Annotated in this window: 19 protein-coding genes, 2 pseudogenes and 1 riboswitch; of the genes and pseudogenes, 11 read left to right on the top strand and 10 right to left on the bottom strand. The window is 70.8% G+C overall.

All coding sequences use genetic code 11. The annotated features are described in order from the left end of the window. Positions 1-89: 89 nt before the first annotated feature. From Q4V64_RS30770 to Q4V64_RS30790, 5 genes are all read left to right on the top strand, one after another. Positions 90-1,427, top strand: coding sequence for a sugar ABC transporter substrate-binding protein (locus tag Q4V64_RS30770; protein ID WP_124439972.1), 1,338 nt, complete (start codon positions 90-92; stop codon positions 1,425-1,427). Beyond that, positions 1,424-2,419 (top strand): sugar ABC transporter permease, encoded by a 996-nt coding sequence (locus tag Q4V64_RS30775; RefSeq protein ID WP_172629183.1) that lies wholly within the window; start codon positions 1,424-1,426, stop codon positions 2,417-2,419. Before Q4V64_RS30770 ends, Q4V64_RS30775 begins: the two co-directional genes overlap by 4 nt. Then, a complete protein-coding gene (locus Q4V64_RS30780; protein WP_124439971.1) occupies positions 2,416-3,291 on the top strand; it encodes a carbohydrate ABC transporter permease in 876 nt (291 codons plus the stop codon). The genes Q4V64_RS30775 and Q4V64_RS30780 overlap by 4 nt, the downstream gene beginning before the upstream one ends. Positions 3,292-3,338: 47 nt before the next feature. Then, positions 3,339-4,367 carry a LacI family DNA-binding transcriptional regulator gene (locus Q4V64_RS30785; RefSeq protein ID WP_124439970.1) on the top strand — a complete coding sequence of 343 codons (1,029 nt, stop codon included), beginning with the start codon at positions 3,339-3,341 and terminating at the stop codon, positions 4,365-4,367. Between the two features lie 93 nt (positions 4,368-4,460). Continuing rightward, a complete protein-coding gene (locus Q4V64_RS30790; protein WP_124439969.1) occupies positions 4,461-5,270 on the top strand; it encodes an HAD family hydrolase in 810 nt (269 codons plus the stop codon). A gap of 227 nt (positions 5,271-5,497) precedes the next feature. On the opposite strand, the gene Q4V64_RS30795 is transcribed toward Q4V64_RS30790, so the two are convergent. The 3 genes and pseudogenes from Q4V64_RS30795 to Q4V64_RS55345 form a co-directional block, all read right to left on the bottom strand. After that, positions 5,498-6,256, bottom strand: coding sequence for a LysM peptidoglycan-binding domain-containing protein (locus Q4V64_RS30795; RefSeq protein WP_124439968.1), 759 nt, complete (start codon positions 6,254-6,256; stop codon positions 5,498-5,500). A 5-nt stretch (positions 6,257-6,261) separates the two neighbouring features. After that, positions 6,262-6,442, bottom strand: a riboswitch (cyclic di-AMP (ydaO/yuaA leader). A gap of 412 nt (positions 6,443-6,854) precedes the next feature. Next, positions 6,855-7,050, bottom strand: a pseudogene (locus Q4V64_RS55340) (CocE/NonD family hydrolase); the annotation flags it as partial. A 229-nt stretch (positions 7,051-7,279) separates the two neighbouring features. Beyond that, positions 7,280-7,531 (bottom strand): annotated as a pseudogene (locus Q4V64_RS55345) (hypothetical protein); the annotation flags it as partial. 177 nt (positions 7,532-7,708) lie between these two features. On the opposite strand from Q4V64_RS55345, the gene Q4V64_RS30810 reads away from it, so the two are divergent. The 5 genes from Q4V64_RS30810 (at position 7,709) to Q4V64_RS30830 (ending at position 13,216) form a co-directional block, all read left to right on the top strand. Next, a complete protein-coding gene (locus tag Q4V64_RS30810; protein ID WP_124439967.1) occupies positions 7,709-8,719 on the top strand; it encodes a polyprenyl synthetase family protein in 1,011 nt (336 codons plus the stop codon). Between the two features lie 134 nt (positions 8,720-8,853). Further along, complete coding sequence (locus tag Q4V64_RS30815; RefSeq protein ID WP_253266935.1) at positions 8,854-9,795, top strand: CHRD domain-containing protein; 942 nt, start codon at positions 8,854-8,856, stop codon at positions 9,793-9,795. Positions 9,796-10,048: 253 nt separating this feature from the next. Beyond that, positions 10,049-11,272, top strand: coding sequence for a DUF2092 domain-containing protein (locus Q4V64_RS30820; protein WP_124439965.1), 1,224 nt, complete (start codon positions 10,049-10,051; stop codon positions 11,270-11,272). A 65-nt stretch (positions 11,273-11,337) separates the two neighbouring features. Continuing rightward, positions 11,338-12,324, top strand: coding sequence for an ABC transporter ATP-binding protein (locus Q4V64_RS30825; protein WP_124439964.1), 987 nt, complete (start codon positions 11,338-11,340; stop codon positions 12,322-12,324). Then, positions 12,311-13,216, top strand: a complete 906-nt coding sequence (locus Q4V64_RS30830) for an ABC transporter permease (RefSeq protein WP_124439963.1) — start codon at positions 12,311-12,313, stop codon at positions 13,214-13,216. Before Q4V64_RS30825 ends, Q4V64_RS30830 begins: the two co-directional genes overlap by 14 nt. Positions 13,217-13,223: 7 nt before the next feature. Here the strand turns inward: Q4V64_RS30830 and Q4V64_RS30835 are convergent, their stop codons facing one another. From Q4V64_RS30835 to Q4V64_RS30845, 3 genes are all read right to left on the bottom strand, one after another. Next, entirely contained in the window at positions 13,224-13,808 is a 585-nt protein-coding gene (locus tag Q4V64_RS30835) for an NAD(P)H-dependent oxidoreductase (RefSeq protein WP_124439980.1), read from the bottom strand. A 98-nt stretch (positions 13,809-13,906) separates the two neighbouring features. Continuing rightward, complete coding sequence (locus Q4V64_RS30840; RefSeq protein ID WP_253266934.1) at positions 13,907-15,289, bottom strand: amidase family protein; 1,383 nt, start codon at positions 15,287-15,289, stop codon at positions 13,907-13,909. Between the two features lie 98 nt (positions 15,290-15,387). Next, positions 15,388-15,903, bottom strand: coding sequence for a DUF6668 family protein (locus Q4V64_RS30845; protein WP_124439962.1), 516 nt, complete (start codon positions 15,901-15,903; stop codon positions 15,388-15,390). A 275-nt stretch (positions 15,904-16,178) separates the two neighbouring features. On the opposite strand from Q4V64_RS30845, the gene Q4V64_RS30850 reads away from it, so the two are divergent. Further along, positions 16,179-17,531 carry a tetratricopeptide repeat protein gene (locus Q4V64_RS30850; RefSeq protein ID WP_124439961.1) on the top strand — a complete coding sequence of 451 codons (1,353 nt, stop codon included), beginning with the start codon at positions 16,179-16,181 and terminating at the stop codon, positions 17,529-17,531. 6 nt (positions 17,532-17,537) lie between these two features. Here the strand turns inward: Q4V64_RS30850 and Q4V64_RS30855 are convergent, their stop codons facing one another. The 4 genes from Q4V64_RS30855 to Q4V64_RS30870 form a co-directional block, all read right to left on the bottom strand. Further along, entirely contained in the window at positions 17,538-18,512 is a 975-nt protein-coding gene (locus tag Q4V64_RS30855; RefSeq protein WP_124439960.1) for a M28 family metallopeptidase, read from the bottom strand. 150 nt (positions 18,513-18,662) lie between these two features. Then, positions 18,663-19,130 (bottom strand): VOC family protein, encoded by a 468-nt coding sequence (locus Q4V64_RS30860; protein WP_124439959.1) that lies wholly within the window; start codon positions 19,128-19,130, stop codon positions 18,663-18,665. A gap of 73 nt (positions 19,131-19,203) precedes the next feature. Further along, positions 19,204-21,195: an ATP-binding protein gene (locus Q4V64_RS30865; protein WP_124439958.1), complete on the bottom strand. Its 1,992-nt coding sequence runs from the start codon at positions 21,193-21,195 to the stop codon at positions 19,204-19,206. Positions 21,196-21,233: 38 nt separating this feature from the next. Next, positions 21,234-22,085 (bottom strand): hypothetical protein, encoded by an 852-nt coding sequence (locus tag Q4V64_RS30870; RefSeq protein WP_124439957.1) that lies wholly within the window; start codon positions 22,083-22,085, stop codon positions 21,234-21,236. Between the last annotated feature and the right edge of the window lie 34 nt (positions 22,086-22,119).

Genomic DNA, 22,119 nt, shown 5'->3' on the forward strand with positions numbered 1-22,119 from the left:
CCCCTCGGTCACGTCCGCAGAACCTCCCCCCACGGCGGTTGCCGCGTACGCGGGACGTCGACGAGGTCGGCTCGTCCAAGTCAGGGGAGATGAAGATGTCGATCCACCGCCGCCAGATCAGCAGGCGCAGCATTCTCGCCGGGGCCGCCGCCCTCGGCATCACCAGCACCCTCGCCGCCTGCGGCGGTTCCGACGACGAAGACTCCGGCGAGAGCAGCGGCCCGGTCAAGCTGACCTACTGGTCGTGGGCGCCGAACATGGAGAAGGTCGCCGCGATCTGGAACAAGAAGAACCCGGACATCACGGTCACCGTCTCGAAGCAGGCCAGCGGCGGTGAGATCGTCTCCAAGCTGATCACCGCGAAGAAGGCCGGCAACGCCCCCGACCTCGTCCAGGCCGAGTACCAGTCCCTGCCGACCCTGGTCTCCAACGACGTGCTCGCGGACATCTCGAAGTACGTCGGCGACGTCAAGTCCGAGTTCTCCGAAGGCCTGTGGGAGATGGTCACCCTCGGCACCGACGCCGTCTACGGTGTGCCGCAGGACTCCGCGCCGCTGATGTTCTACTACCGCGAAGACCTGTTCAAGGAGCACGGACTCAGCGTCCCCAAGACGTGGACGGAGTTCGCGGAGGTCGCCCGCGCCGCCAAGAAAGCCGTCCCGGACGCCTACCTGACCACCTTCTCCTCCAACGACCCGGGCCTGTTCGCGGGCCTCGCCCAGCAGGCCGGCGCCAAGTGGTGGACCGTCGACGGCAGCGGCAAGTGGACCGTCGGCATCGACGACGCCGCGACGAAGAAGGTCGCCGAGTTCTGGGGCGGCCTGGTCCAGGAGGGCGTCATCGACAACCAGCCGATGTACACCCCGGCCTGGAACAACGCCCTGAACAAGGGCACCCACCTCGCCTGGGTCTCCGCCGTGTGGGCGCCCGGCGTGCTGGTCTCCTCCGCCCCCGACACCCAGGGCAAGTGGCGCATGGCCCCGCTGCCGCAGTGGAAGGCGGGCGACAACGTCACCGGCAGCTGGGGCGGCTCCTCCACCGGCGTCTCCAGCGACTCGAAGCACGCCGAGGCCGCGGCCAAGTTCGTCCGCTGGATCAACACCGACCCTCAGGCGCTGGCCGCCCTGGTCAAGGAGGTCGCCGTCTACCCGGCCGCCACGAAGGGCCAGACCGGCGACGTGCTCGCCACGCCCGCGTTCTTCCCGAACCAGAAGGACTTCTACACCACGGCCGCCGAGATCGCCGCGACCACGGCCGCCTCCGCCTGGGGCCCGAACGTCCAGACCGCCTACACCACCTTCCAGGACGGCTTCGGCAAGGCCACCAAGGCGAAGAAGGAGGCCCAGTTCGCCTCCGCCCTCAGCACCATGCAGTCCAAGACCTTCGACGACATGAAGAAGCAGGGCTTCGAGGTGACCGAGGCATGACCAGCACTCCGCTCAAGGGCGCCGACCGCACCGCGGTCGGGCCCTTGGCGGACGGCACCGGCACCGCCCAGTCCGTCCGCCCCAGCCGCGCCAGCCGCCGAGGCCGCAGCGCACCGTACTGGTTCCTGGTGCCCACACTGGCCCTGTTCGCCGCCTTCACCCTCGTCCCGATCGGGTACGCGATCTGGCTCAGCCTGCACAAGGTCAAGGTCAAGGGCATCGGACTCGGCAAGGGCGCCCGCGAGGAGGTCTGGAACGGCTTCGGCAACTACACGGCCGTACTCCAGGACTCCGAGTTCGGGCACAGCGTGCTGCGCGCCTTCGGCTACGGCCTCATCGTCATCCCGACGATGCTGGGCCTGGCGCTGATCTTCGCGCTCATGCTGGACACCCCCAAGGCGCGCAGCGCGCCCTTCGCACGGCTCGCGATCTTCCTGCCGTATGCCGTGCCCGGCATCATCGCCGCCCTGATGTGGGGCTTCCTCTACCTGCCGGACGTCAGCCCCTTCTACTACCTGCTGGACAAGTTCGGCCTGCCGCAGCCGGACCTCTTCGACGGCGGCAACCTCTACCTCTCCTTCGCGAACATCGCGGTCTGGGGCGGCACCGGCTTCAACATGATCGTCATCTACACCGCGCTGCGGGCCATCCCGCCGGACATCTACGAGGCGGCGCGGATCGACGGGGCGTCCGACCTCAAGATCGCCCTCCGGATCAAGATCCCGATCGTCATGCCCTCGCTGGTGCTCACCTTCTTCTTCTCGGTGATCGCCACCCTGCAGGTGTTCACCGAGCCCATGGCCCTGAAGCCGCTCACGAACAACCTGCAGAGCACGTGGAGCCCGCTGATGGCCATCTACGACAGCGCCTTCCTGAAGTCCGACATCTACGGCGCCTCCGCCACCGCGGTCGTCCTGGCCCTGGCCACGTTCGTCCTCTCCTTCACCATGCTGCGCATCTCCGACCGCTACACCCGGGAGGACCGGGCATGACCCCCCTCACCCTCACCGCCGACGCCACCGGCAGGACCCGTGCGCGGCGCGTCGCCTGGGTCCCCACCCTCGTACTGATCCTCGGCGCGCTGTACTGCCTGATCCCCATCGCCTGGGTGGTCATCGCGGCGACCAAGGACCGGTCGGAGCTGTTCTCCACCTTCAGCTTCACCCCCGGCACCGGCTTCTTCGGCAACCTGGGCGACCTGACCTCCTACCGGGACGGCATCTACTGGCAGTGGATGGCCAACTCCGCCTTCTACGCGGGCCTCGGCGCCATCCTGTCCGCCGCGGTGTCGGCCGCCGGCGGCTACGCGCTCGGCCGGTTCGCCTTCCGCGGGCGGGAGTTCATCTTCAAGATGATCCTGGCCGGCGTGCTGGTGCCGAGCATCGTGCTGGCCGTACCGCAGTACCTGCTGCTGTCGAAGATGGGCATGGCCGACTCGTACTGGTCGATGCTGCTGCCGTCGATCCTCTCCCCGTACGGCGTCTACCTGGTCCGCATCTACGCGGCCGCCGCCGTGCCCGCCGAACTCCTGGAGGCCGCCCGGATGGACGGCGCGAGCGAGTGGCGGATCTTCTCCCGGATCGCGGTGCCGATGATGATGCCGGGCCTGATCACGGTGTTCCTCTTCCAGTTCGTCGCCATCTGGAACAACTTCCTGCTGCCGTACGTGATGCTGGCCGACGACACCAAGTTCCCGCTCACCCTCGGGCTCTACACCCTGCTCGCCCAGGGCGCCTCGCAGCCCGCCCTCTACACCCTGGTCATCACCGGATGCCTGCTGGCGATCGTCCCGCTGATCGCGCTCTTCCTGGTGATCCAGCGGTTCTGGTCCCTGGATCTGTTGAGCGGCTCGGTCAAGTCCTGAGATACGCATGGACTGATGGACCGTATGAACTGTCACGAACGAGGAACATGACCACCAGCGCGAACGGACGCCGCAAACCGCCCACCATCCACGACGTGGCGCGGGAGGCGGGTGTGTCGCGGGGCACCGTCTCCCGCTTCCTGAACGGCGGCCGCTACGTCTCGCCGGCCGCCCGCCGGGCCGTGGAGGCCGCCATCAGGAAGACGGGGTACGTCGTCAACCGACATGCCCGCAGCCTGAGCACGGGACGTTCGGACTCGGTGGCCTTCTTGTTGACGGAGCCACAGGAGAAGTTCTTCGAGGACCCCAACTTCAACGTGCTGCTGCGCGGCTGCACCGAGCACCTCGCGCAGCACGACGTCCCGCTGCTGCTGATGCTGGCGGCCAGCGACGACGACCGGCGCCGGCTGACCCGGTACATCACTTCGGGTCATGTCGACGGCGTGCTGCTGGTCTCCAGCCACAGCGGCGACCCGGTGGCCGCCGAACTGCGGGACGCCGGCATCCCGTTGGTGGCCTGCGGCAAGCCGCTCGGGCTCGGTTCCAGGGTCAGCTACGTGGCGGCCGCCGACCGCGACGGCGCCCAGGAGATGGTCCGCCATCTGATCGCCGGCGGCCGCCGCCGCATCGGCATGGTCACCGGTCCGCTGGACATGCCGGGCGGCACGGACCGCCTGGCGGGCTACCGCGATGTGCTCATCGAGGCGGGGATGCCCTACGACCCGGCGCTGGTGGTGGAGGGTGACTACCGCCGCGCCGGCGGCGAGCGGGCCGCCCGTCGGCTGCTGGAGCAGGCTCCCGACATGGACGCCGTGTTCGTGGCGTCCGACCTGATGGCGCTGGGCGTCGTCAACACCCTTCAGCAGGCCGGGCGTTCGGTCCCCGATGACATCGCTGTCGGCGGTTTCGACGACTCACCCGCCGCCACGGCCATCACCCCGGCCCTCACCACCATGCGACAGCCCTTCGACCGCATCAGCGCCGAGATGGTCCGCATGCTGCTCACCCAGATCGCGGGCGAGGACACGGCCGGGGTGATACTGCCGACGGAGCTGGTGGTGCGGGACTCCGCATGAGCGGGTAACCGGAGCAGCCGTCAACGCATGTGAAGGAAACAGCCGTCCGGTTCCCGTCGAGTCGGTGGGGCGTTCCATCCGTATTCTCTGATCATGGCCGCACCCACCGCATATTCACTCATCGCCACCGACCTGGACGGGTCACTGCTCCGAGGCGACGACACGCTCTCCGATCGGTCGCTCGCCGCGCTGGCGCGGGTGTCGGCGGCCGGTGCCCAGCACCTCGTGGTGACGGGCCGACCGGCGCCCCGAGTGCGGCCGCTCCTCGACGACCTGGGCAGCGAGGGGCTCGCGGTGTGCGGGCAGGGCGCGCAGGTGTACGACGCCGGCGCGGACCGTCTGCTGTGGTCGGTCACCCTGGACCGGGAGTTGGCCGAGACCGCGCTCGGCAAGATCGAGGCCGAGGTGGGGCAGGTGTACGCGGCCGTCGACCAGGACGGCGTCGACGGCCTCACGCTCATCGAGCCCGGCTATCTGATGCCCCACCCGACCCTGCCCGCCGTACGGGTCGGCCGGCGCGACGACCTGTGGTCCGCGCCCATCAGCAAGGTCCTGCTGCGCCATCCCGACCTGTCCGACGACGAGTTGGCGGCGACGGCGCGCGGAGTGGTCGGTTCCCTCGCCACGGTCACCATGTCGGGCCCCGGGACCGTCGAACTCCAGCCATGCGGCATCACCAAGGCGACGGGGCTGGCCCTGGCCGCCGAACACCTCGGACTGGGACCCGGGCAGACCATCGCCTTCGGGGACATGCCCAATGACATCCCCATGTTCGACTGGGCCGCCCACGGCGTCGCCATGGCCAACGCCCACCCCGAACTCAAGGCCGTGGCCGACGAGGTCACCCTGTCGAACGAGGAGGACGGCATCGCCGTCGTCCTGGAGGGGCTCTTCCGCCGGTAGGCCGGCGGTGCTGTTCGGTCAGGTGAACAGCACCGCCGGCCGGACGGGTCCTAGGGCCTGTTGCGAAAGTCCCGCCTGCCCCGCGACGCCCGGCACGCGCTCTCGCCGCACCGGGCACAAGCCCAAGTACATCCAGTACGAGGGCTTGCGCCCGGCACGCCGAGAGCACGCACCGGACGCCGCGTGGCCCGCCCTCCGGGCGGACGACGGGACTTTCGCAACAGGCCCTAGTACGCGCCGAAGACGTTGTCGATCGAGCCGTACCGCGCGGCCGCGTAGTTGCAGGCGGCGGCGATGTTCGCGACCGGGTCGTACGGGTCGAAGGACGTGCCGGCCACGTGGTACGCGTTGAACGTCGGGTCGATCGTCTGGAGGAGCCCCTTGGAGGGGGTGCCCTTCGCGGCGTTGGAGTCCCAGTTGTTGATGGCCATCGGGTTGCCGGACGACTCACGCATGATGTTGCGGTGAATGCCCTCGTACGAGCCGGGGATTCCCTTCTGCGCCATGATGTCCATCGCCTGACGGATCCAGCCGTCGAGGTTGTTGGCGTACGTCTTGGCGGAGGCCTGGGTGACCTTGGCGACGGACTGGGCGGGCTTCTCGGCGGGCGCGGAGGCCTTGTCGGCGGTCTTGCCCGCCGTGCTCGCCTTCTTCGTCGTCCTGACCGTCAGCTCGAGACCCGCGTGGATCAGCCTGGGGTCGTCGCCGATGGCCTTGCGGTTGTCCTTGTAGAGCTGTCGCCAGCCGCCGGGGGTGTCGTATCGCTCCGCGATGCCGTAGAGCGTGTCGCCCTTGACCGTGGTGTACGTGACGGACTTGACCTGCTGTGCGGCCTGCGCGGTGGTGGGGGCCTTGGCCGGCTGTGCGGCGCTGGCGGCGGTCGCGCCCAGGAGCGGGAGGGCGAGGGCGGCGGTCCCGGTTCCGGCGGCGATGACGCCTCGGATGAGCGGGCTGGTTCGGGGACGGCGGTGCTTACCTGCGGCCATGGCGCTGTTCCTCTCCGGCGCCTACGAGGTGAGCTGTCGGGTTCGGGCGGGAGTTGCCCGGCCGCGCCGCCTTGTGGCGATGCGACTTCACCCCTAGCCGTTCCGGTGCGACGTGCGTCGTCCGGCCCGGCGACTTACCTGGTTCCCCCGCTCCTGCCGTGCGAGTGTCTTCGTCGATGAGTCTCGGTCCGGGCGGCGGCAGGATTCGGCGTCCGCCCGACAGGCCGGGAACGTATGCGAGAGCACACGCCAGGAACAAGTGGCGGACTCGCATGTCATGCCTTTTGACCTTGGTAGGAGGCGAATGCGGCACTTGATCCTTTGCTGCTGCCAAGCCTCAACTCGTGCGCGACGCAAGGGGAAGCGCGGGTGCGGTGAGGTGGAGCCATGAGAGGGTGCGAGTGACTCAACTCACGGGAATCCGCAAGAGCGGCAAATCGGGCAATGAGCCCAACTCATTGTCAACCGGGCGTCCGTGGGATCCACGTCTCCCAGGTCCGATGGAAGGCCACCTTGTCACCGGCCGCGCAAATCACCTCGTTCGAGAGGGGAAAGTCCGTTTGAGCGGCTCGGGCGCGAGGGCCGCGATCTGCGGGCCCCCGTCGGCCGGCTCCGTCGTCGAGTACTCGTCCGTCGGCATGCCCTCGCGGTTGCCGTGCCCGCGCACGTCAACCCGGACGGAGGCGTAACCGTGGCCCGCGTACCAGGGATGGCGTTGCCAGTCGCGGGGCGCGGTCCAGTCGGTGAGGCTCCTCGTGGGTCGTCTCGTAGGGGAAGGACGTACGGATGTGCAGGCTCATCTCGATGACCTCGGTGGGCGGGGTGCATGGTGCGCCGCAGCCACGGTGCCGCGGCGATGACCGCCCGGCCCGCCGCCACCGCGATCGCGCCGTTGACGCCGAAGCAGGCGGGCTGGGTGCTGGAGAAGGCGGCCGGGGCGAGCTTGGTCGTGGCCGACATGAGGCAGGTGCCGCCGTCGTGTCCGCTCGTCGGCAGGGCCATCCAGGTCATGGTGGCGGTGGGCACCGAGGCGGGGGTTCCGGCCGACATGCCCGGGCCGCCGTGGGTGACCGTGTCGGCGAAGCAGAGGACGAGGATGGCCTGCATGCCGAGGAACGAGAGCCGTTCCCAGGCCTCGAGACCGGAGAAGGTGAGCAGGCCTGTGGGCTGGCCGAAGAAGGCGTGGTCGTCCTCGGGGTGCGGCGGTCGGCTGTCGGGCGTGGCGTCGGTGCCGATTCAGGACACGCGCTACTGCTTCCGTGTAAGTCGGTACATATCAGTTCTTATCGGGTGATCAAAAATATACCGGGAGTGATCCGATACCGCCCGAGCTGGACCGGCGGGCGCTATCGGTGATCGAAACTTGACCGGATACGCTGACTTGAGTGATGTCAGCGACCTATCGACAAGCCGTGTAATCGCCAGTAGACACCAGCAGACAGGAGACCCCTCGTGACCGTCGTCGGGCCGTTCGGGCTGAGCGTGCGGGACCAGGCTCTGGAAGCCGATGTCCAGGCCGGGTTGGCGGCTGTCGAGGAGGGATTGCTCGAAGCCACCAAGAGTGAGGTCCCTTTCATCACGGAGGCCGCCCAGCATCTGGTGCGGGCGGGTGGAAAGCGGTTCCGGCCGCTGCTTGTGATGCTCTCTGCCCAGTTCGGGGATCCGTATGCGCCCGGGATCGTTCCGTCGGCGGTCGTGGTGGAGCTGACGCACCTGGCGACGCTGTATCACGACGACGTCATGGACGAGGCGGAAGTGCGGCGCGGGGTGCCCAGCGCGAACGCCCGCTGGGGCAACTCGGTCGCCGTCCTCACGGGTGACTTCCTGTTCGCCCGGGCCTCGCACATCCTGGCCGACCTCGGGCCGGAAGCGGTGCGGGTCCAGGCGGAGGCGTTCGAACGGCTGGTCACCGGACAGATCCTGGAGACGGCGGGGCCGACGGACGGGCGCGACCCGGTCGAGCACTACCTGGACGTGCTCGCCGGCAAGACGGGGTCGCTGGTGGCCGTGTCGTGCCGGTTCGGGGCGATGATGTCCGGCACCGACGAGACGGTGGTGGACGTCCTGACGCAGTACGGCGAGCGGCTCGGCGTCGCCTTCCAGCTGGCGGACGACGTGCTGGACATCGCGTCCGACTCCCAGGAGTCCGGGAAGACGCCGGGGACGGACCTGCGCGAGGGCATCCCGACCCTTCCCGTGCTGCGGCTGCGGGAGCGGGCGGCGCGGCTGGGGCTGGCCGAGGACATCGCGCTGTGCGAGCTGCTGGACTCCGACCTGAGCGACGACGCGCGGCATGCCGAGGCGTTGACCGCGCTGCGGGCGCATCCCGCCCTGGAGCAGGCGCGGCGGGACACGGTGCGGTACGCGGAGGACGCGCGGGCGGCGTTGGCTCCGCTGCGCGAGTGTGACGCGAAGGTGGCGCTGATGGAGTTGTGCGATGCGGTGGTGCATCGGGCGGGCTGACCCACCCGAGTGCTCATGCGTGGCGCACATCACAGGTCTGGATTGAATTCAAGCCAAGATCATCTCGTATGCATGCCCAGAAGCTGACGCAGGGGCTGTCAGCTGTCCTACGGGAAGAAAACATCATCATGGGCATGAACACGACGTTGTCGACACGCCGTAAGACCCTGATCACCGCCGCCGTCGTCCTGACCACCGTCGGCGGCATCGCCGCCACCACGATTCCCGCGTCCGCCGCCACCGCCACCGAAGACACCGGCACCCTCCTCGCCGCCAGCCTCAGGGGCGCCAACGAGGTACCCGTGGAGGGCGGGCCGGCCGCGGGGGACCGCGACGGTGTCGCACTCCAGTTCGTCAAGGTCGACGGCGACAAGGTGTCCGTCGCCGTCGATTGGCGCGGCACCGACAAGCCGACCGCCCTCCACATCCACCAGGGCGCCAAGGGCGCCAACGGCGGCGTCAAGATCGACTTCACCAAGCTGTTCGGCAGCAGGGGCAAGGGCCACAGCGTCACCGGGACCGTCAAGGTCAAGGACACGGCGCTGCTCGACGCGCTCAAAACCGACCCCGGCTCCTTCTATGCCAACCTCCACACCGCCGAGTTCCCGGGCGGAGCCGTCCGCGGGCAGCTTCACAAAGTCACCGTCGCCTCCTTCGACTTCCGCGACGCGCTCGACAACTTCCAGGCCACTGTCGTCAAGGGCAAGCAGATCTACGAGTGCAAGCCCGCCGAGGGCGGCGGCCACGCCTTCGCTCAGCGTGACGTGAGCGCCGTACTCGCCGGCCGTATCGCGCACTCCTTCGTCGAGCCCAACTCCGGTACCCCGCAGTGGATCGCGCCCGACGGCAGCGCGGTCACCGGGGCGGTCATCTCCAGGACCCCCAACGGGGACGGGAACATCCCCGAGCTGGACCTCAGGGCCACCCAGTCCGGCAAGCAGCGCGGCCTGCTCGCCGGCACCGCGGAGATCCTGCGGCTGAACACCGTCGGCGGCGTCGCCCCGGCCGGCTCCTGCTCGCCGGGCGCGATCGTCGGCGTGCCGTACCAGGCGGACTACGTGTTCGTGGGCAGCTGAGTCGTCGCTGAGTGACCTCTACGGCAGGCGGCGCCTCCCCCAACCCCTACGGGTCGGAGCAGGCGCCGCCGCCCTGTGTCATACCGCAGGTGTACACGGAGTTGAGCCCGGGGTCTGACGAATCTTCCCGGAAGATTTGGTCAGATGGACATCACGGAAAACACCACTCCTCACCGATTCGGGTGAGAATGGCGGCTACGGGGTGGACGCAGGGGAGTTGACAGCCGCCGCCGACGACGGAGGTAAGGCACACATGGCACCGTTCGAAACCGAAGACAGCACGACCGCCGCGGAGGAGGTCGACGACCGGTACACGGGTCGGCGCAAGGCCGCGCGGTACGTCGTCCCGGTCGCGGTGGTGGGGGTGGCCGCGGCGACCATCGGGCTCGTCCCCGCGCTCGCCGACTCCGGCGACCCGGACCTGCCGAAGATCAGCGCACAGGAACTCATCGAGAAGATCGCCGCGTCGGACGTACAGCAGCTGTCCGGCACGGTGAAGATCAGCACGGATCTGGGTCTGCCCGACCTCGGCGGACTGGAGAGCAGCTTCGCCTCCGGCGCCATGGAGTCGGGCAAGGGATCGGACGGCTCCTCCGCCGACCCGTCCTCGAAGCTCACCGAGCTCGCGTCCGGCACGCACACCGTGCGCGTCGCGGCCGACGGCCCCGACAAGCAGAAGCTCTCGCTGCTGGAGAACGCCTCCGAGTACAGCCTGATCCACAACGGCAAGGACGTCTGGGGCTACGACAGCAAGTCGAACGAGGTCTACCACGCGACCTCGTCCGAGAGCGCCGGCAAGGAAGCGAAGGACAAGCAGGACGTCCCGGCCACGCCCAAGGACATGGCCGAGGAGGCCCTGAAGGCGGTCGACGACACCACGTCCGTGACCGTCGACGGCACCGCGCAGGTCGCGGGCCGGGACGCCTACCGGCTCGTCATCAAGCCGAAGGACTCCGGCTCCACGGTCGGCCAGATCACCGTGGCCGTGGACTCCAAGACCGGAACGCCGCTGAAGTTCACGCTCACCCCGGCGAGCGGCGGCGCCGCCGTCGTGGACGCGGGCTTCACCCAGGTCAGCTTCGCCAAGCCGGCCGCGTCCGCCTTCGACTTCACCCCGCCCAAGGGCGCGAAGATCACCGAGGGCGAGAAAATCGAACACGGCGAGCACGGCCGGGCGCCTGAGAAGTCCGAGGAGGACCTCGGCAAGGGCCTCGAGGGCCTGAAGGTCATAGGCAAGGGCTGGAACTCCGTGGCCACCTTCGACACCGGCGGCCAGGGCATGCCCTCCGGCGCCGAGGCCGGCGGCGACCTCGGCGGCTTCCTCGACTCGCTCGGCGACAAGGTGACCGGCAAGTTCGGCTCGGGCACGGTCTTCAAGACCCGTCTGGTCAACGCCCTGATGACGGACGACGGCAAGGTCTACGTCGGCGCGGTCGACAAGGACGCCCTCGTGAAGGCGGCGAACGCCGGGAAGTAGGCACCGTACGCACGTACGGTGAATGCCGTACGCGTACGACGCATCGAGGAAGCCAGAGGAAGCCGATGGGCGAACCGTCCGCCACGGAGCCGGATCCGCGGGGCGCGGGAGGCACCGATGACGACAGCGTCATCGCCACCCGCGCGCTGACCAAGCGCTACCGCGGCGGGCAGCTCGCCGTCGACGGTCTCGACCTGACCGTCCCGGCGGGCAGCGTCTTCGGCTTCCTCGGTCCGAACGGCTCGGGCAAGACCACCACCATCCGCATGCTGATGGGGCTCATCGAGCCCACCTCCGGCTCGGCCCGCGTGCTGAGCCGGCCCATGCCCCGCTCGGCGCGCACTGTGCTGCCGCACGTGGGCGCGCTGATCGAGGGGCCCGCCCTCTACGGCTTCCTCTCCGGCCGCGACAACCTGATCCGGTACGACGCCGCCGACCCGACCGCCGACCCGCGCACCCGGCGCACCCGCGTCGCGGCGGCGCTGGACCGGGTGGGCCTCGCGGCAGCCGCCGGAAAGAAGACGAAGGCGTACTCGCTGGGCATGAAGCAGAGGCTGGGGCTGGCCGCCGCGCTGCTCCAGCCGCGCAAGCTGCTCGTCCTCGACGAGCCGACCAATGGCCTGGACCCGCAGGGCATGCGCGAAATACGCGCGCTCATCAGGGAGCTGGCCTCCGACGGCACCACCGTCTTCCTCTCCTCCCACCTGCTCGACGAGATCGAGCAGGCGTGCACGCACGCCGCCGTGATGGCCCAGGGGCGGCTGATCACGCAGGGCGCGGTGGCGGACCTGGCGGCGGGGGCCCGTGGCCGGCTGGTCGTGACGACTCCGGACGCGGCGGACGCGGCGCGGGTGCTGAAGGAGCAGGGCGCTTCGGACGTCGTGATCACCGAGGACCGGGTGAGCGCCGAGCCACCGGACGGCGATCTCGCCGATGTGAACGCCGCGTTGGTGACGGCGGGCGTGCGTGTCCGTGGCTTCGGGGTCGAGCGGGCCTCCCTGGAGGACGCGTTCGTGGCGCTGACGGGGGAGGGCTTCGATGTCGCGGGCTGAGACGGCGGTACAGGCTGAGCGGGTCGTACAGGCCGGAACCGCCCGTGCTCCACGGCTGGTGTGGACCCTCGGACTCCTCCGCAACGAACTGCTGACCACCTTCCGGCGCTGGCGCACCCTCGCCCTGCTGGGCGTGCTGGCCGCCGTGCCGATCCTGGTCGGGATCGCCGTGAAGATCGAGACCGGTGACGGCTCGTCGCCCGGCGGCGGGGGCGGCGGGGGTCCGGCCTTCATCTCGCAGATCACCAACAACGGCCTGTTCCTCGTCTTCACCGCGCTCGCCGCGACGCTCCCCTTCTTCCTGCCGATGGCGATCGGCGTCATCGCGGGCGACGCGATCGCCGGCGAGGCGAACGCGGGCACTCTGCGCTACCTCCTGGTCGCCCCCGCCGGGCGCACCCGCCTGCTGCTCACCAAGTACGCGACCGTGCTGGCCTTCTGTCTGCTGGCCACCCTCGTGGTCGCGGTCTCGGCCCTGACGGTCGGCGCGCTGCTCTTCCCACTCGGCGACCTGACGACCATCTCCGGCACGCAGATCAGTTTCACCGAGGGCCTGGGCCGCGCCTTCCTGATCGCCCTGGTCGTCGCCGCGTCACTGATCGGCGTCGCGGCCCTCGGTCTGTTCGTCTCCACCTTGACCAACAGCGGCATCGCGGCGATGGCGACCACGGTCGGCCTGCTGATCACCATCCAGATCCTCGACCAGATCCCCCAACTCCACGCGATCCAGCCGTACTTCTTCTCCCACTACTGGCTGTCCTTCGCCGACCTCATGCGCGAACCGGTGTACTGGGACGACCTGGTGAAGAACCTCGGCCTCCAGGCCCTGTACGCGGCGGTGTTCGGCTCGGCGGCCTGGGCGCGCTTCACGGCGAAGGACGTCTCCTCCTGAGCCGCGCTCACTCGGCCTCGTAGGGGAAACGTGCCGGCGGTGCCTCCCGCGCGAAGAACGTCTTCGCGCGCGCCAGCGCCTCGGTGTCCCTCAGTACGTCACCGGGCTTGCTGCCGTTGCCGAGCAGCACCCCGCCGAAGCGCATTCCCATGTACGCGGCCGAGTTGTTGAGCGTGCCGACCAGCGGATCGGCCACCTCGGACTCCTGGTGCGCGAGCACGGTGACGCCCCACAGCGTGCGCCCGGCCAGGGTGGCCTTGAAGTCCAGGCCGGGCGTGCGCAGCCAGCCCGACCAGAAGTCGAGGTAGCGCTTGGTGGGGGCGGACACCGAGTACCAGTACAACGGCGAGGCGATCACGATGTCCGTCGCCGCGAGCGTCGCGTCGAGCAGCAGCGCGGTGGTGCCCTCCGTCGGGCGGACGTGGTCGCTGTCGTGCCGCAGGTCCTCGAACTCGGGCAGCGGGTGCTCGGCGAGGTGGATCCACTGCTGCTCGGCATCCGCGGGGAGCTGCTCGGCGGCCCTGCGGGCCAGCATCTCGGTATTGCTCTCGGTGCGGCTGCTGCCCAGGACGAACAGGAAGCGGCGGGCCATGGGATCCCCCAGATAGTCGGCGTGCAGCATCTTCGTGCGCCTGCATCATATGCACACGCATGCAATCAGGGCAATCATCTGGGCAATCACCTGGGCAATCAGTCGGGCGTGGTGCCGCCGATCGTCCGAAGCAGCAGATCCTCCCGCCCGTGCGGCGCCACCAGCTGGAGCCCCACCGGGCAGCCGTCGGGCCCGAATCCCGCCGGGACACTGATCGCCGGGTGCCCGCTCAGGTTGAACGCCCAGGTCAGTGCCGTGGAGTAGCGGTCGCCCGGGCCTTGGTGGCCGTGCGGGGCGGTGGGCGTCGTCGGCGTCAGGAGCAGCTGGGCGTCGGCGAAAAGGCCGGACAGTCGCCGGTCGTTCGTGGCTCGGATGAGGTGGGCGTGCGCTAGGGCCTGTGTCGAAAGTGGCGTCGTCCGCCCGTAGGGCGGGCCGGGCGGCGTCTGGTGCGTGCTCTCGGCGTGCCGGGCGGAAGGCCCCGTCGATGGACCGGATGTACTTGGGCTTTCGCCCGGTGCGGCGAGTGGGGGCACCTCCCACGCCCTTAAGGCAGTGGGGGAGCGTGCCAGGCGCCGCCCGGCAGGCGCCACTTTCGACACAGGCCCTAGGTCCGCGCCGGGCGTGCGCAGCGCGAGCCAGGCGGGCGCCGGGTCTTCGAGCCGGAGGGCGGTGCGTGGCCGTACGAGCCGTACGGCACCGGCGTCCGCGAGCCGCACGGCCGCCGCACGAGCCACCGCGACGACCTCCGGGTCGGGGTCGGCGAAGCCGAGGTCGGGGGACCAGACGGCGGTCGGGGGCAGTGGGTGGCGCTTCCCCGCCGCGGGCCCGGTACTCGGGGGCAGTGGGTCGCGGCTCCCCGCCGTGTCCCCGGTATTCGGGGGCAGCGGGTCGCGCTTCCCTGCCGTGTCCCCGGGACTCGCCGCATCCTCCGCCGCCGACACCACCCGCCAATACGCCGCCGCGTCCGAGGCGTGGCGGGTGAGGACGCCGGGCGCCGTGAGGCCCGTACGGTCGGCTGTGGGCAGCCGTCCGTTCGTGACCTTCAGCCCGACCACACCGCACCACGCCGCCGGGATCCGCACCGACCCCGCCCCGTCGCTCCCGGTCGCGAGCGGCACCAGCCCCGCTGCCACGGCCGCCGCGGACCCGGCAGAGGAACCGCCCGGCGTACGGTCCGCCCGCCACGGGTTGACGGTACGGCCGTGCGCGCCAAGTCCCCAGGTCTGCCAGGTCGTTCCGGGGCCGGGGACGGATGTGGCGCCCACCGCCACACATCCGGCGGCCAGCAGCGGAGCGGCCGATCGCAGCCCGTGCCGCCCCTTCACCCCGATCGGAACCCCGGCCAGCGGAAGCGACTCGCCCGCGGTGATCCGCGCGTCCACGTCAGCCGCCCGCCGCAGCGCCGCCTCGCCCCACACCTCGACGAACGCACACAGGGCCGGTTCGACCCGCTCGATCCGCTCCAGCGCCGCCGCGACCACCTCGACGGCCCGCAGCGCGCGCGACCGTACGGCGGCGGCGGTCTCCCCGGCGGAGAGGGCGGCAACGCCGGTAAGCCGCCGAGGACTCGGCCGGTCGCTCAGCTGGACCGTCCGGGTGATGCGGTCAGGCGGGCCAGCGCCTGGGTCTCGCGCGGCGGGGTCCCGCTCAGATCGCCCAGCCGCCAGGCCTGCACCCAGGGCACGCGGTACACGTCGATCGCCGACTCGATCACCTTGATCTGCTGGGCGAGCGGACGCGGCAGCCGGCCGGGCGCGTCCGCGACCAGTACGACGGCATCGAGGTCGAGCCCGGGCGGAGCCTGGCCGCGCCGGAACATCTCCAGCGCGTGCAGAGCGGCCCGCAGCCCGGTCGCGTGGGTACGGGCGACGAGCAGCACCGACCTCGGGGCGGCGGGGCCCGGCCAGTCGCTTCCGCAGTCATGGCCGCCGTAGACCGTGGCGAGGGTGGAGGTGCCGGCGCCGCCGTGCGTGCCGACGAAGGAGTAGCTCCGGGGTGTGGCGGAGGCGTGGGCGGGCTCGGGCGGTACCGGCTCCGACACGGCCACCGGTCCCCGGATCCAGATCTCGGGTCCTTGGGTCACGTCCGTCCGCATGCCCGCGCTCCTTCCTGTCATGTGCCTCCGATGATCTGCCTCCGATGATCACGGAATCCCGGGCGGGGCCGTGACAAGGTGCGAGTCCCTGGCACAAGCCTGTGACGTCACAGTGACGTGAGAACCGTGGGCGAGCGGAGAGACTCGACAGTACGTGAGTACGTGTACGACCGGATGTGGACGCCGCGGGGCGCGAGCCCGACGGCGGGAGGGAGCACCATGGAACCCGAACGCGTCGTCCGGCCACTCCCCGACGCATCCGAGTGAGGGAACCGATGTCTCGACTCAGCCGCGACAAGAAGCGGGACCACCAGCGCGCGGCCGCCCCCGCGATGGCGCCGATCGACGTTCTGGTGCCGGTGGCCGGTCCGGGGGTGGGCGGCGCGTCCGTCGGCGGCGTACCGGTCGTCGCCGTGCCCGGCGAGGAGCTCCAGCGGACCGTCCTGAACCACCTCCACCACATCGCCCTCGCCACCGGCCACGCCATCGACGCCACGGTCCACGACGAGCGCATCGGCTGGGTGGTCCCCCTCCGGATCAACCCGGACGGCTCCAGCCACTTCACGGCGGATCCGGTACGGATGGCTCAGCCGGGGGAGCCGGGGGAGCCGGGGGAGTTGGGGGAGTTGGGGGAGTTGGGTGAGGTCGCCGGGGGTGCTTCGGAGGGGCCGCACATGCAGGCACCGCCGACGCCGACGCCGACGCCGACGCCGACGCCGACGCCGACGCCGACACCGTCATCGTCCACGCCGGAGGAGCCCTACTGGCCCGCGCCCCCCGACACCCCCGCGGCCGAGGCCGTAGCGCCGCCGGAGGCACAGGCACAGGCCGCCGCCCGCGACCGGCCCACGCATCTTCTGCGGCCCCTGTCGGAGCCCGTGCGGGACGCCGTCCCCACCTTCCCCATGCGGTCCGTGCCCGAGTCGGGGCCGGGCGACGACTCCCCGCCGTCGACCTTTGTCCTGCGGGCGTTGCCCGAGCCGTCGCAGGGACAGGCGCCCGGTACGGTCGCCTCTCCGACGGGGGAGTTCGGGCCGCCGCCGATGATGGGCGCCGAGCCGGAGCCGGCCGCTGTCCTGGAGGAGCTCGACCCCGACCCGAAGCCGACCCCGCCCCGGGGCTTCGACGCCGTCGCCGAAGCCGTACTCGGGGGCGATCCGCCGGTGGACGGCACCGCCCTCCTCGCGGAGCCGATGACGCGGATCAACGAGGCCGTCCGGGCCGGGCGGACGGACACCGCGGCGGAGCTGGCGGAGCGGACCGTGGCCGAGGCCTCACAGACGCTCGGGCCGGAGCACCCCGAGGTGCTCCGGCTGGGTGAACTCACGGCCTACATCGCCTACTTGGCGGGCGATCCGGTCCGCGCCTTCCACCTCTCCCTCGACCTCGCCCGCACCTGCCGCCGCTCCCGGGACGAGGAGGCGGCGTACGGCAACATCCAGAGCGCGGCCACCGCCTGGCGCGCCGTACGCGACCCCGCGCACGGCCTGGAACTCGGCCACGCCCTGATCGGCCTGTGGACCGAGCTCACGGGCGAGGACGGCCCGGCCGCCGACGACATCGAGCAGCTGGAGTCGGCCCGCGCCCGCATGGACCGGCTCACCGAACGTGCCCGCACCAGCAGTTGACGGCTGTTATTCCGCCAGCTCCCACACCGCGTGCGCGATCGCGTCGCTGTTCCGGTTCAGGGCGGTGTCGTTGATATTGGCGGTCGTGTCGCAGGAGGAGTGGTAACAGCGGTCGAAGGCCTGCCCCGCCGTACCGCCCCATTTGGCCGCCTGCGCCGAGGACTTCGCACGGCTCGCGCCCGTGAACAGCCCGCCCACAGGCACGCCCGCGCTCTTGAACGGCGCGTGGTCGGAGCGGCCGTCGCCCTCCGTCTCGATCTCCGTCGGGACGCCGAGGCCGGTGAAGTAGTCCTTGAAGGTCTTCTCGATGGCCGGGTCGTCGTCGTAGACGAAGTAGCCGGGGTTCGGCGAGCCGATCATGTCGAAGTTGAGATAGCCGGCGATCCGCGAACGGTTCGCCGAGGAGAGGTTGTTGACGTAGTACCGGGAGCCCACCAGGCCCACTTCCTCCGCGCCCCACCAGGCGAACCGCAGGTGCTTGGTGGGCTTCAGGTTCGCGCGCGCCACGGCCAGCGCGGTCTCCAGGACGGCCGCCGAGCCGGACCCGTTGTCGTTGATGCCGGCGCCGGAGGAGACGCTGTCGAGGTGGGAGCCCGCCATGACGACCTGGTTCGTGTCCCCGCCGGGCCAGTCGGCGATCAGGTTGTAGCCGGTGCGGCCGGATGCCGTGAACTGCTGGATCGCGGTGGTGTATCCGGCGGCGTCCAGCTTGGCCTTCACGTAGTCGAGCGAGGCCTTGTAACCGGCACGGCCGTGCGCGCGGTTGCCGCCGTTGGCGGTGGCGATGGACTGCAACTGCGTCAGATGCGACTTGACGTTGGCCACGGGGATGTCGGGCGCGGCGGCCACCGCGGGCTTGGACACGGGGGCTGAGGCGGGCCCGGCGGCGGGGGCCGCGCCGGCTATGGACCCGCCGGCCACGAGCGAGACGGCCGCGACGACGGCGGTGGCCGTGGCGCGTCCGGGAACCGAGAGCTTCATGTGGGGGGCTCCGAATTCCTTGGGAATCCCTGAGTCCACAGGGATTCCACAGCGAATGGGGTGCCCGATGGTGAAGCTGAGGTTGACGTTCCGTCAAGAGCGCAATCCGGTCAGCGTTGTTCGCATAGCGGAGCGGGGAGTGCCCTGTGCTCAGTGCACGCAGAACTCGTTCCCCTCCGGATCCGTCATCACCACCCACTCGCCCCCGGGTTCCTTCACCTCCCGCAGCACGCTCGCGCCCAGCTTCGACAGTCGCTCCACCTCCGCCGCGCGCCGCCCCTCACCCGGATGCAGGTCGAGATGGAGCCGGTTCTTCACCGTCTTCGCCTCCGGCACGCGCTGGAACAGCAGCCGCCGCCCCAGCCCGGTCCCGCTCTCCTTGTCGTACGGGTCCTCGGGATGCCGTACGGCGACCAGGTCCCGCCAGGCGCGGCGGCCGTGCGACTCGACGGTGAGCTCGGCGGGTACCGCGCCGAAGCCCAGCAGCCTCTCGATGAGCGCGCTGTTGTCCTCGACCTCGTAGTGCAGCGCGGCGGCCCAGAAGTCGGCCTGCGCGTGCGGGTCACCGGCGTCGATGACGAGTTTCCAGTGGACGGGAGTGGATGTCGTCTGCGTCATGTAGCTGTTCATAGCGGTTTCGTGCCGTGACCGCAGGCATATGCGCGAGCGCGAGTGAGGGAAGCTCGCCCGTTCACGGGACCCTTGGTGTCGCCAGGAGGTCGCGCCAGTGGTCGCGGAGGGTGACGCCGAGGGCGTCGTGGAAGAGGCGGTAGACGGTGGTGCCGTCGGCGGTGTCCGCGGTGAGGTAGCCGCCGAGGGGCGAGGCGAGCAGATCGGCGATGTCGGTGTCGCCGTAGGAGCGGTCGGGGTCGTCGGCGATGGCGTTGGCGAACACCGGCCAGATGCGGCGCCAGGGGATTCCGCGGCCGCGGGCGAAGGCGACCGCTCGCAGCAGATGGACGGCCTTGAGGCGGTCCTCGGGGTCCTGGCGGTGGGTGTGCAGATCGGCGCGGAACACACCCAGGACGCCGTCGTCCACGGCCGTGAGCCAGGACCGGTCGTCGGGATCGACGACGGCGGGGCGACGGGCGAGGTTGGCGGCGGTGATGCGGGTGATCAGGAACGAGGTGCCGGCCCGCGCGGCCAGTGCCCGCGCCACGGATCCGGCCGCCTCGGGCGTGGCCGGGATGTACGGGCTGCCGGGATGACCGGTCAGGACGCGGCAGGCGTACTCCTCGAGATCGCGCTGATTCCACCAAGGAGCCTCGTCGACGCGGACGCGGTGTGCCGCCAGGGCGCGTTCGGCCTGGTCGGCGAGAGGGATGCCCCGGGTGGGACGCACATCGGGAGAGGTGCCGTCGTCGCCGCCGGGGGAGCGCACGCCCACCAGCAGCCGGACCCGGTCCCGGCCGGGGTCGAGCCGGCTCAGGACCGCGGTGAGGACGGTGGCGGGGCTGTCGGCCTCGTCCAACGCGTCCACCACGACGGTGACCGGCCTGCCGCGTGTGCCGAGCCACTGCTGCCAGGCGTCGATCCACTCCGCGGCCGACGGCCTCGCGGCCGCCGCGGCCGGTGCCGGTACACCGAGCGCGGTGGCGAGCTGCGCGATGATGTCGGCGGCGGTCTTCCCCGTGGCCAGCACCGCCACGTCCACCGCTCCCTCCGCGGGCCTCAGATCGGTGGGGACGGCGGCGAGCTTGTCATGGTGACGTGCGCGGAAGACCGGGTCGCTGAAGGTCACCAGCCAGGCCAGCGCGGCGGACTTGCCGCTGCCCGCGCCTCCGGTGACCACGGTCGCCCCCGCACCGTCGGACGTGGCGGCGATCAGGTCGCGCAGCAGCTGGTCCCGGCCGGTGAACAGCCACCCGGCCTCCCCGGCGTGGGCCACGCCACGGGAACGCGGCTCCCAGTGCGTCTCCAGGTCCTGCTGCGGCAGCGCCAGGTCGCTGCGCTGGACCTGGACGGGGGCGCTGTCCGGCGGACGGTAGTGCGGGTTGGGCAGACACGGGTGCATGCCGGACAGCTGGCTGCCGTGCAGCGGGAGCAGGCGCTGACCGGGGCCGAGCTTGGCCGCCACCCCTTCCAGGAAGACCTGCACGTCCAGCAGCGGATACAGCCGCCCCGCATACTGCTCCCCTTCCCGTGACCGCAGCTCCGCCAGGAACTCGGTCACCGCTTCGGTCAGCGCGCCCTCCACGGCCTCCTGGTCGCGGGTGGCACTGGGGAGCACCAGCCAGGTCTCGGGCAGGTCCTTCTCGAACGCGGCCACCTCACGCAGGGTCGCCCCGGCGAAGCACTGGTCGAGGATCAGGAACAGGTACCGGATCCGGGTGTCCTTCAGCCACATGATCAGGTCGACCGTGCGCAGCGCGGTCGCCGCGAGCCGGTCCGACTCGCTGGCCTGCAGCACCGTCCAGTGGACCCCGTCCCGGACGACGCCGTGACCGGTGACGAACACGACCGCCGCGTCCGCCTCCCGCCAGCGCCCGCGCGGCGGTGGATCCTCCAGCGCGTCGCGCACGGCCTGTTTGGTCGGGTTCTTCGCCAGTTCCGGATGCGCGTGGACGAAGGGCAGGGTTTTCAGGTCCCGCGAGCACAGCCACTCGGCCAGCGCTCGCACCTCGGCACCCACCGCCAGCGGCTTGAACACGGGGTCGTCGTACTCGCCGGTCGCGATGGCCACGAAATGACGGCGCCGGATCCCGGACCCCGACGACGCGCTCACCGCGCCAGCTCCGGCAGTACGGCGAGCAGCGCGGCACCGGTCCGTCCCTTGCCCAGATACCGGGGGGCCGCGTGCGCGTCGCCCTCGTTGTCCACGGTCACGTCCCGCAGCCCGGGCCAGTAACGCTCCAGGCTGCCGGCGAACGCGACCGGGTCGTGGGGATCCCGTACGTTGACCCACGCGCCTACGTTGGCCGGCAGCCCCGCCGACCCGAGGGCGGGGTCGGGCATCAGGGCCCGCACGAACCGGGCCCCCAACGGCGATCCGAGCGTCAGCAGCAGGTCGATCCGGCGCTCGGGACGGCGACGTACGACCTCGAAGGCGACGACCGAGCCGAGGGAATGCCCGACCAGAACGCGGGTGTCGGCCGTCACCGCGGCGTCGACGATCCGGTCGACGGCCGTCTTGAGCGCGCCGTCGCGCAGATAGCGGCGGACCTGGCGGAACGCGCCGACGAACAACAGCGCCGCTCCGGGACCGTAACGCCAGTCCAGCGCCCGGCAGACCAGCTGCAGCACGGTCGGGACGCGGGTGTAGCCCTTGGCCGCCGCCCCCTCCACCGCTCGCAGCGCCTCGTCGCCCGCCGCTTCCGCGCCCACCTGAGCGAGCTCTGTCAGCTCGTCCGCCGGGAGGTCTGCCAGGTCGTTCGGATCGGTGCCGCCCTTCTTGCCGTCAGGGGTGCCGAGGAACAGACGCCCGTAGTAGGCGAGGTCGAACGGCGGCTCCCCGACGGGCGTTCCGGCGGCGGCCTCCAGGCCGTCCTCGAGAGCGGGGCCCCAGGCGGCCAGCAACTGCTTGCGCCCGAGCTGTTGTTGGGCGATCCCGTGCACACCCACTACGACTGCCATACACACCCCCGGTATCGGAAAGAACGAACCCCGC

Source organism: Streptomyces sp. NL15-2K (genome assembly GCF_030551255.1).
Lineage (GTDB): Bacteria > Actinomycetota > Actinomycetes > Streptomycetales > Streptomycetaceae > Streptomyces.